Source organism: Phytobacter sp. V69 (assembly GCF_965644215.1).
GTDB lineage: Bacteria > Pseudomonadota > Gammaproteobacteria > Enterobacterales > Enterobacteriaceae > Phytobacter.
On sequence record NZ_CBFFRL010000176.1, the window covers coordinates 1 to 9,821 of the forward strand.

11 protein-coding genes and 1 pseudogene are annotated in these 9,821 nt (G+C 52.4%); 6 read left to right on the forward strand and 6 right to left on the reverse strand.

Going from position 1 to position 9,821, the window contains the following annotated elements; genetic code table 11:
- Positions 1–76 precede the first annotated feature (76 nt).
- The 4 genes and pseudogenes from ACSZPU_RS19840 to yihU form a co-directional block, all read right to left on the reverse strand.
- A pseudogene (locus ACSZPU_RS19840) lies at positions 77–271 on the reverse strand (aldose-1-epimerase); the annotation flags it as partial.
- A 57-nt stretch (positions 272–328) separates the two neighbouring features.
- Positions 329–1,570, reverse strand: a complete 1,242-nt coding sequence (gene yihS / locus ACSZPU_RS19845) for a sulfoquinovose isomerase (protein ID WP_499002339.1) — start codon at positions 1,568–1,570, stop codon at positions 329–331.
- A 15-nt stretch (positions 1,571–1,585) separates the two neighbouring features.
- Positions 1,586–2,464 (reverse strand): sulfofructosephosphate aldolase, encoded by an 879-nt coding sequence (gene yihT, locus ACSZPU_RS19850; protein ID WP_499002341.1) that lies wholly within the window; start codon positions 2,462–2,464, stop codon positions 1,586–1,588.
- A 30-nt stretch (positions 2,465–2,494) separates the two neighbouring features.
- Positions 2,495–3,379 carry a sulfolactaldehyde 3-reductase gene (yihU, locus tag ACSZPU_RS19855; protein WP_499002343.1) on the reverse strand — a complete coding sequence of 295 codons (885 nt, stop codon included), beginning with the start codon at positions 3,377–3,379 and terminating at the stop codon, positions 2,495–2,497.
- Positions 3,380–3,545: 166 nt separating this feature from the next.
- Here yihU and ACSZPU_RS19860 point away from each other — a divergent pair, with 166 nt between their 5' ends.
- The 6 genes from ACSZPU_RS19860 (at position 3,546) to fabY (ending at position 8,284) form a co-directional block, all read left to right on the forward strand.
- Positions 3,546–4,442, forward strand: coding sequence for a sugar kinase (locus ACSZPU_RS19860; protein WP_499002346.1), 897 nt, complete (start codon positions 3,546–3,548; stop codon positions 4,440–4,442).
- 34 nt (positions 4,443–4,476) lie between these two features.
- The gene (locus ACSZPU_RS19865) at positions 4,477–5,283 is read left to right on the forward strand and encodes a DeoR/GlpR family DNA-binding transcription regulator (RefSeq protein ID WP_499002348.1); all 807 of its coding nucleotides are present in this window, start codon (positions 4,477–4,479) and stop codon (positions 5,281–5,283) included.
- Positions 5,284–5,401: 118 nt separating this feature from the next.
- Positions 5,402–6,001, forward strand: a complete 600-nt coding sequence (gene yihX / locus ACSZPU_RS19870) for a glucose-1-phosphatase (RefSeq protein WP_499002351.1) — start codon at positions 5,402–5,404, stop codon at positions 5,999–6,001.
- On the forward strand, positions 5,995–6,864 hold the full coding sequence (locus ACSZPU_RS19875) for a virulence factor BrkB family protein (RefSeq protein ID WP_499002354.1): 870 nt from the start codon (positions 5,995–5,997) through the stop codon (positions 6,862–6,864). The genes yihX and ACSZPU_RS19875 overlap by 7 nt, the downstream gene beginning before the upstream one ends.
- Positions 6,861–7,298: a D-aminoacyl-tRNA deacylase gene (gene dtd, locus ACSZPU_RS19880; protein WP_499002357.1), complete on the forward strand. Its 438-nt coding sequence runs from the start codon at positions 6,861–6,863 to the stop codon at positions 7,296–7,298. Before ACSZPU_RS19875 ends, dtd begins: the two co-directional genes overlap by 4 nt.
- A 44-nt stretch (positions 7,299–7,342) precedes the next feature.
- Positions 7,343–8,284, forward strand: a complete 942-nt coding sequence (gene fabY / locus ACSZPU_RS19885; RefSeq protein ID WP_499002359.1) for a fatty acid biosynthesis protein FabY — start codon at positions 7,343–7,345, stop codon at positions 8,282–8,284.
- Between the two features lie 32 nt (positions 8,285–8,316).
- Here the strand turns inward: fabY and ACSZPU_RS19890 are convergent, their stop codons facing one another.
- Together ACSZPU_RS19890 and ACSZPU_RS19895 are read right to left on the reverse strand one after the other, a co-directional pair.
- The gene (locus ACSZPU_RS19890) at positions 8,317–8,655 is read right to left on the reverse strand and encodes a nuclear transport factor 2 family protein (protein WP_499002362.1); all 339 of its coding nucleotides are present in this window, start codon (positions 8,653–8,655) and stop codon (positions 8,317–8,319) included.
- A 64-nt stretch (positions 8,656–8,719) separates the two neighbouring features.
- Positions 8,720–9,628, reverse strand: a complete 909-nt coding sequence (locus ACSZPU_RS19895; RefSeq protein WP_499002365.1) for an alpha/beta hydrolase — start codon at positions 9,626–9,628, stop codon at positions 8,720–8,722.
- Positions 9,629–9,821: the final 193 nt, after the last annotated feature.

The following is a 9,821-nucleotide window of genomic DNA, read 5'->3' on the forward strand; positions in this document are numbered from 1 at the left end:
CATAAATTAACCTGCTTTTGATGTTGGATTGAACATATCAAAATCAGGCAATTACACAATTTTATGTACAGGCTCAGGGGATCAGCACTTTCCCCAGATGAGCCAGCGGCATCTCTTCCGGATTGTGCGGTATGATCAGGTGGTTACCCTGCCAGGTCAGTTCGGCAAGCCCGGCCCCAACAGTAACAATCTGGGCCCGGTAATCACCCGCAGCGAGTAAAATTGTTTTCCCACTACTATGCATACACGTCACCTGCTTATGAGAAACCATTATTTAACAACGGCATATGCAGATTTTTTTGCTGATATGCCGCCTGTTCAGTCCATTCTATTTCGCGTTGATATCCAATAACCCCGCAGCAACGGCAGGTGCCAGGCCCGGTGCCAGTGGGATACGTGGGATAACCAGGCAGTGCAGCAGATGGTAAATATCCTGTTTGCCATCCCAGACTTTAGTCGTGACCTTATTGTCAGCATCGAGTTCCTGCCACCATGAGCCATTTTCATAGTCCATCAGGTATTTAATGCAGTATTCCCACCACGTCTGATACCAGGTTTCGTATTGGCGATCGCCGGTCACCGTGTAGAGCGCATACGCCGTGCCCATCGCTTCTACAATTGGCCAGCGCACACGTTCACTAACAATGGGTTTTCCATCCCAGTCAACGGTGTACACAATGCCGTCAGCGCCATCAGGTGCCCAGGCGTCGCGAATGGTTGCATGGAAAAGACCTTTCGCGTCTTCCAGCAGCCAGGCTGGCGGTTGCTCACATCTGGCTTCCAGTGCCGCATGGATATGCAGCATTAACCGTCCCCACTCAATCCAGTGGCCTGGCGTGCCGCCGTAAGCACGGAAACGGTGAGCCGGATTGTCTTTGTTGTAGTCCCGGATCGGATTCCAGTTAATATCGAAGTGTTCATTTACACGATAATCACCTTTTCTGGCGACATCATGGATGATGACTGATGCCACTCTGATGGCGCGATCCAGCCATTTTTTGTCGTGGGTAACGTCATAGACGATCAGGAAGGCTTCAACCGCATGCATATTGGCATTGCCGCCACGATAGTCTTCGGTTTTGCTAAATGCCTCGTCCCAGGACTCCAGGCACATCTGTTCTTCTTCACTCCAGAAGTATTTCTCAATGACTTCAATGGTGTAATCGAGCAATTTTCTGGCTTCTGGGTGTCCCGTTGTGACTGCACTGGCAGCCCCCAGCAGAGCAAAGAAGTGTTGATAACCTTGTTTAGATGCATCAATCACGCCTTCGTCATTAACACAGGCATACCAGCCGCCGTATTTTTTATCCCGTAATGCGCCATTCATGGCTTCAATGCCGTGATCGACCAGGGAATAAGCACCAGGTCTGCCCATCGCTGCAGCAACCGAATAAACGTGCAGCATGCGTGCAGTGATCCAGAGATGAGTCCCCATCTCTTCTTTAATTTGCCCTTTATTTCCCAGCCAACCAAACCCGGTAGGAACGGCGGCATTTTTACCAAAATTAAAGATGCGGTCCGTTTCTTGTTCCAGCCAACGGTTGTGGCTCAACGTGTTAAACCATTTCATTATTTTGTCCTCGTATTAACGGCGGCGAGCCATCATTTCATCAACAATTTCACCTAAGCGTTGCAGCTTAGGTGCGGATACATCGCGTAGCATCAGTTCGGTATCAGGCAGGCCAATGACTGATGACCAGACCGCACGACCTGCCAGGAATCCAGATGCGCCTGCTGTCATTGCGACACTGACTGCACGGGGGAATAATTTTTCGTCAATGCCGGATGAGAGGATGACCCACGGCATATTGATATGTTCGTTCAGGCGTTGTGATGCGGTGAGAAGCTCGGGTTGAGCTCCTTTTCCGAAGAGTGGCATTTCAACTTTGTAGAGGTCTGCACCGCTGTCGCCCAGCTCTTTGGCTGCGTCGATAATGGCTTGCTCACGATCGAATGAAGCACCACGACGCGGTGGGCGAACCACCGGTTCGATAATACTTACCAGCCCATTGGCATGGCACATCTCGTTGAACTCTTTCACCATATCCAAACGCTGCTGCGCATCTTCATCACTGCGCCAGAGTACAAGCAGCTTCAGTGCCTTTACGCCGTCCTGCTTTACAGCCTGCGGATTGATCTTTTTGTCGATAACGACGCTATCGACAGGGACGCCATTGCCTGGAATGAACTCATCGGCGGCAACAATCATGGCGCAGCTTTTTGCTACAGCATTTTGTTCCACGATTTGGCGATAGCAGAACTGTTGATCTACCAAAATGGCAGAGGCATAAGGAGAGAGGATTTTTGCTGCATTCACTTTGAAGTCAGTCAGAACGCTATCAGTAACGGGTGATTTCGCACCAGCAGCGGCCAACATTAGGCGCATGGCTTCACGCTGATCGACCGCCAGCATGGCAAAACCGCCGGACTCGCGCGTAATGTCTTTGATGGTGTAATTGCTCATTCAATTTTCCTTTATACAGTCGTTACATTTTTACTTTGTCAGGCCAGCGCTGTTACGCGTCTGTTCCAGGATGGCTGTCCAGTCTTCACGGCCACGTCCAGCGGCTCGCGCCTGGTTGTACACTTCGCGCGATGCTGCGCCCAGTGGCATCGGAACATGCAGCTGGTTGGCGACATCCAGCGCGATGCCAAGATCTTTATGGGCAAGGTCGATCATGAAGGCGGGGGAAAGATCGCCTTTCAGCACCTTATTCGGCCAGGAAGTGGTGAAGTGACCTTTTCCGGCGGGTGTACCGCTCATGACTTTCAGCGCAACGTCGAAAGAGAGGCCCAGTGCTTCGCAGAGCACGGCGGCTTCAGCTGAAAGGGCATTCAGCGCAATACTCATGTAGTTGTTAATCAGCTTCACGCGAATGCCCATGCCTGATCCGCCCGCATTAATAAGCTCATTACCCATTGCCATCAGAACCGGTTTGGCGCGTTCAATTTGCTCGGGCGAGCCACCTGCCAGCAGAAGTAATGTCCCGGCGACGGCGTGATCGGAGGTACGTCCCACCGGAACATCCATCAAGCTAAATCCCTTGTTCTGCATATCGGTGATCAATTTGTCGGTCTGAAGTGGGTGGATGGTCGACATGTCAATTACTAGTGCCTGTGGGGACAGGGTTTCGCAGATACCTTGCTCGCCGAATAACACACTGCGTACCAGGTCGCCGTTAGGCAGCATAGTGATGACAAATTCTGCGTCTTTCGCAGCCTGAGCGGGGTTGTTTGCTGGCTGTGCCCCTTTTTCGACCAGGCGCTGAATGGCATCCGGGTTTACGTCAAAGACACTGAGTTGATGACCCTGCTTTAGCAAGTTGCTCGCCATGGGTGAACCCATCTGACCTAATCCGATAAATGCTATTACTGCCATAACGTTCTCCTGAGACGTGGATGTCATTTTTTGTCATTTTAAATCGGTGTTTTTTGTCTGTTTTTGATCGTATTTGTAATTTATAATCAAAAAATTGACACTCGTCACTTTTTAAACATTTGGTGAAATTAAAATGGCACACACTAAAAACGTGTGAGGAATGACCATGATTCGTATTGCTTGTGTAGGTATTGCCGTGATGGATCGCATCTATTACGTGGAACAACTGCCGACTGAAGGCGGTAAATATGTGGCGAGGCGGTACACGGAAGTGGGAGGCGGGCCAGCGGCGACTGCTGCGGTGGCGGCGGCGAAACTCGGTGCTCATGTCGATTTTATTGGCCGCATAGGGGATGACGATACCGGAAACAGCCTGTTGGCTGAGCTGGAATCCTTGGGTGTAAGTACCCGATATACCCGGCGCTATAAGAATGCTAAATCTTCACAATCGGCTATTATGGTCGACACACAAGGAGAGAGGATTATCGTCAACTATCCCAGCCCGGATTTACGGCCTGACGCTGATTGGCTCAATGAACTCGATTTCTCTCAATGGGACGTGGTATTGGCTGATGTTCGCTGGCACGAAGGGGCGAAACAGGCCTTTACACTGGCGCGCCAACAGGGGGTGACGACGGTTCTGGATGCCGATGTGACGCCACAAGATATTGCTGAGCTGGTGGCGCTGAGCGACCATGCGGCGTTTTCCGCGCCGGGTTTGCGCCGTCTGACAGGGATAGAAGATAGCGTAGCGGCATTGCAGAAATCACAAACGCTCACAAATGGACATGTCTATGTCACCCAAGGGTCTGAGGGGTGTTACTGGCTGGAAAATAATGCTCTGAAGCATCAACCAGGTTTTCATGTCGATGTGGTAGATACCACTGGTGCCGGGGATGTGTTTCATGGCGCGCTGGCAGTGAGTCTGGCGCAAAAATCGGTTCTGGCAGAGGCCGTCATGTTTGCCAGCGCGGTGGCCGCGCTCAAATGTACCCGGCCTGGTGGGCGTGCCGGGATACCTGACTGTGATCAAACCCGCTCTTTTCTGTCACTTTTTGTATAAAATGCGGAGCACGATGGTTTTGAGAGGGATACCCATGAGCCTTACCGAACTGACCGGTAATCCGCGGCACGACCACTTGCTGACGCTGATTGCCGAACGTGGTTATATGAACATCGATGAGCTGGCACAACTGCTGGATGTTTCCACCCAGACGGTTCGGCGTGATATTCGTAAACTCAGCGAACAGGGGCTGATTACCCGTCATCACGGCGGGGCCGGGCGCGCCTCCAGCGTTGTTAACACGGCCTTTGAACAGCGTGAAGTTTCCCTGCTGGACGAGAAAAAAGCGATTGCAGAAGCTATCGCCGACTATATTCCGGATGGCTCCACCGTGTTTATTACCATCGGAACGACGGTAGAACATGTGGCACGTGCGTTGCTCAATCACAACCATCTGCGCATCATCACCAACAGTTTACGGGTGGCGCATATTCTGTATAAAAATCCCCAGTTTGAGGTGATGGTTCCCGGCGGAACGCTACGCCCGCATAATGGCGGCATTCTTGGCCCGGCGGCGGCAAGTTTTGTGCAGGGGTTTCGTGCGGATTATCTGGTCACCAGCATCGGTGCCGTCGAAAGCGATGGCGCATTGCTGGAATTCGACGTCAATGAAGCCAACGTGGCAAAAACGATGATGGCGCATTCGCGGCAGATTTTACTGGCCGTTGATCACACCAAATTCCACGCTTCTGCTGCCGTGGAGATTGGCAATATTAAACAGATTACGGCGCTGTTTACCGATAATCTGCCTTCGGCACCGCTTTCTCAGTTACTGAAAAGCCATCAGATTGAAATTAACCAGATCGCCGTAGACCAGGCCGATGTGGAAAACAGTTTTTGATGACCTGAAAATCAATTCATTGCCCATCACATTCCTGTCGCCCGCGTGAGTGGGCGAACTATTCAACTTCTGACTTTACCGCTACAGTTAACTTTCCACGGAAAATAAGGAGAGAGAGATGCTCTATATCTTTGATTTGGGTAACGTGATCGTTGATATCGACTTCAATCGGGTGCTGGGCGTATGGAGTGATTTCAGCCGCGTGCCGCTGGCGACGCTCAAGCAAAGTTTCACGATGGGAGAGACGTTCCAGCTTCACGAGCGGGGCGAAATCAGCGATGAAGATTTTGCCAAAGCGCTGTGTGAAGAGATGTCCATGTCGTTAAGTTTTGAGCAGTTTGCCACGGGCTGGCAGGCGGTTTTTGTCTCCCTGCGAAAAGACGTTATCAGCATCATGAAGCAGTTGCGCGAGCAAGGGCATCGTGTGGTGGTGCTATCAAACACTAATAGCCTTTACACCACCTGGTGGCCGGATCAATACCCGGAAATTCTGGCTGTTGCCGACCATATTTACCTTTCGCAAGAGATGGGAATGCGTAAACCGGAAGCGCGTATCTACCAACGGGTTCTCGAGCTGGAAGGTTATCGTGCTGATGATGCGGTTTTTTTTGATGATAACGCCAATAACATAGAAGGGGCCAACCAGCTAGGGATCACCAGTATTCTGGTGACGGGTAAGAACACCCTCCCTGACTATTTTGCGAAGCAGTTATGCTGAAATTTATTCGCCATAAAGCGAAACACCATACGCGACCCATGTGGTCGTGGCTCAAATTGCTCTGGCTGCGTATTGATGAAGACCATATGACAACGCTGGCGGGGAACCTCGCCTATGTTTCGTTGCTTTCATTGGTTCCGCTGGTGGCGGTTATCTTTGCGTTGTTTTCTGCTTTTCCGATGTTTTCTGAGGTCAGCGTTCAACTGCGCCATTTTATTTTCGCCAATTTTATTCCCACCACCGGCGATGTGATTCAACGCTATATCGAGCAGTTCGTTGCCAACTCGAGCAAGATGACGGCGGTCGGGGCATGCGGGCTGGTCGTGACCTCGCTGCTGTTGATGTACTCCATCGACAGCGCCCTCAACGCAATCTGGCGCAGCACCCGCGTGCGCCCGCGGATTTACTCCTTTGCCGTCTACTGGATGATCCTGACGCTGGGGCCGCTGCTTGCCGGGGCCAGCCTGGCGATAAGCTCCTATCTGCTCTCTCTGCGCTGGGCCAGCGGGCTCAACGGCGTGATTGATAATATGCTGCGCGTCTTCCCGCTCATCTTGTCGTGGATCTCTTTTTGGCTGTTGTACAGCATCGTACCAACGACCCGCGTGCCCAATCGTGATGCAGTGGTTGGTGCTTTTGTCGCCGCCGTGCTGTTTGAAACGGGGAAAAAAGGGTTTGCGCTTTATATCACCACATTTCCGTCTTACCAGCTCATTTATGGCGTCCTGGCGGTGGTCCCGATTTTGTTTCTGTGGGTCTACTGGACCTGGTGTATCGTCTTGCTTGGCGCTGAAATAACTGTCACTCTCGGTGAATACCGACGATTAAAAAAAGCCGCAGAACAAGAAGAAGACCAACCATGATTGCATTGATACAACGTGTATCCCAGGCCAGCGTCACCGTGGCGGGTGAAGTGACGGGTGAAATCGGTCCGGGACTTTTGGTGTTGTTAGGTGTCGAAAGGGAAGATGACGAGCAAAAAGCGAATCGCCTGTGCGAGCGCGTGCTGGGATATCGTATTTTTAGTGACGCTGACGGCAAGATGAACCTCAATGTTCAGCAGTCCGGCGGCAGCGTCCTGGTGGTGTCACAATTTACGCTGGCGGCGGATACCGAACGCGGCATGCGTCCTGGATTTTCCAGAGGTGCCGCGCCGGATAAGGCTGAGGCGCTGTATGACTATTTCGTCAGTCGCTGCCGTAGCCAGCAGATAGAAACACAGACCGGACGATTCGCTGCAGATATGCAGGTCTCGCTGGTTAATGACGGCCCCGTAACGTTCTGGTTGCAAGTATGAGCCAGCTTGCGGAGTTGCCACGGGTAACAAGAGAGAATACAGCTATGTATCACCTTCGCGTACCGCAAACAGAAGAAGAGCTAGAGCTTTATTACCAGTTCCGTTGGGAGATGCTGCGCAAGCCGCTGCATCAGCCGAAAGGGTCCGAACGCGATGCCTGGGATGCCATGGCCCATCATCAAATGGTTGTGGATGAAGAAGGCGAATTAGTTGCCGTTGGTCGGCTATATATCAATGCTGACAATGAGGCCTCGATCCGTTTTATGGCCGTACACCCTTCCGTGCAGGACAAAGGGCTCGGCACGCTGATGGCGATGACGCTGGAATCTGTCGCCCGCCAGGAAGGCGTGAAGCGCGTGACCTGTAGCGCGCGTGAAGATGCGGTGGAGTTCTTCGCCAAACTGGGCTTTATCAATGAGGGCGAAATCACCGCGCCGCAAACCACGCCGGTACGCCACTTCCTGATGATCAAACCGGTAGCGACGCTGGACGATATTCTGCATCGCGGCGACTGGTGCGGGCAGCTGCAGCAGGCATGGTATCAGCATATTCCGCTCAGCGAAAAGATGGGCGTGCGCATTCAGCAGTATACCGGGCAGAAATTTATCACCACCATGCCGGAAACCGGCAACCAGAACCCGCACCACACCTTGTTTGCCGGCAGCCTGTTCTCACTGGCGACGCTGACGGGCTGGGGGCTTATCTGGCTGATGCTGCGCGAGCGCCATCTGGGCGGGACGATCATTCTGGCCGATGCGCATATCCGCTACAGTACGCCAATCACCGGAAAACCCAGCGCGGTTGCGGACCTCGGCTCGCTAAGCGGTGACCTCGACAGGCTGGCGCGCGGGCGTAAAGCACGTGTTCAGTTGCAGGTTGAGCTGTTTGGTGACGATAAGCATGGCGCCGTTTTTGAGGCGGTGTATATCGTCCTGCCAGCGAAACCCTACGGTGCCTATGAAGAAGGTGGCAACGAAGAAGAGTGATCTGAGCGTCCGGCTGCATGGCCGGACGCTATTTATTCGGCAAAGTAAAACCACGCGGTTTTGATCAAACCATCCTCAATCTCATACACCGCCATATTCTCAATCACCTGCTCGCCGATGCCGTAGATTTTTTCGTGATCGAACACCTTATTCCCCATCACGGTGCGGCTAAGCAGCTCTGCTCTGAGTGCCGGATTATTAAAACGATGCTGGCTGTAAAACGCGCGCAGCGCTTCCCGACCCAGTGTGGAAGGCGATGTGGCAGGCATGCGCCATGCGGTAAAGTCTTCGCTAAAACAGGCCGCGAAAGCATCAATGTCATGGGCGTTATAAGCGGCAAATTGTCTTTCGACTGGCGCAACGATTGACATGGTGTTTCCTTGATTTGAAAAATAGAATTATCATTTTTACGTTTATTATTTCAAGACGATAGCGTCAACACCCCAATCGCCAGGCCACATCTCTTATTGCCCCGCGTGCTGTCTTGCTGATACCGCCAAGCTGAAAGAAGCCGTGAATCACCCCAAGGTGGTGCTGGCAGGAACATTCCACGCCTTGCTCGGTCATCCGCTGAAATAACGCTTCGCCTTCATCGCAGAGCGGGTCAAATTCGGCGGTAAGAATATGCACCGGCGGAAGACCGTTAAAATCATCGCGCCACAGCGGGCTGGCTTCCGGATGCATGAGGTCCGTGTCACCGAGATACATCTCATAGCCGCTGAGCAGCGCGTCGCGGGTGATGATATAATCCGTGCCGTTGCTGGTATAGCTTTCAAAATACGCCGTGGCATCAAGCATCGGATAAATCAGGATCAGTTGCGCAGGTTGCCATGCGCGTGCCGCCTTTAGACGAAGTGCGGTAACCAGCGCCAGATGGCCGCCCGCGCTGTCTCCGGCAAGGGTGATTTTTTGCCGATCTACGCCCAGTTCAGCCGCGTGCTCCCAGATAATCTCCGCCCCTCTTTGTGCGTCATCATGCGCGGCGGGAAAGGGATGCTCTGGAGCCAGGCGATATTGCACCGCAATCACCCGACAGCCGCTATAAAAGGCGAGCTGACGCAACTGTTTGTCATGGGTAGCAAACTCGCCGCTGATAAAACAGCCGCCGTGATAGTAGATCAGCGTGGGTAATGGGCCCGTTGCTGTCAGCGGAGAGATAACGCGAAACGTCATACCGTCGAGATGCACATCTTCCACGTCTACCCGGGTTTCCGTTTCACCCGCCAGCACGGTACTGGCGATATAGCCCGCTCTCCGATCATCAATACTCTTTTCGCGTGAGGAGGGCCGCCCGGCGGCGATAAATTCTCTGACCAGCTCCGCAATGCCTGTTTCCAGCGCCATAATCACACCTCTTATCTGTATGTATATCCAGTGTTATAACCTGGATTCATATTGAAGGAAACGACGAATGTTAGATAGTGTCGTCACGAGGATAAAAATCATTGATAATAGGGCCTTCTAGGCTGTGTCCCTTAATCACCTGAGTTATAGTAACTGTCTTTTTCAACAACATATTGAACTATGGCTCGCTACG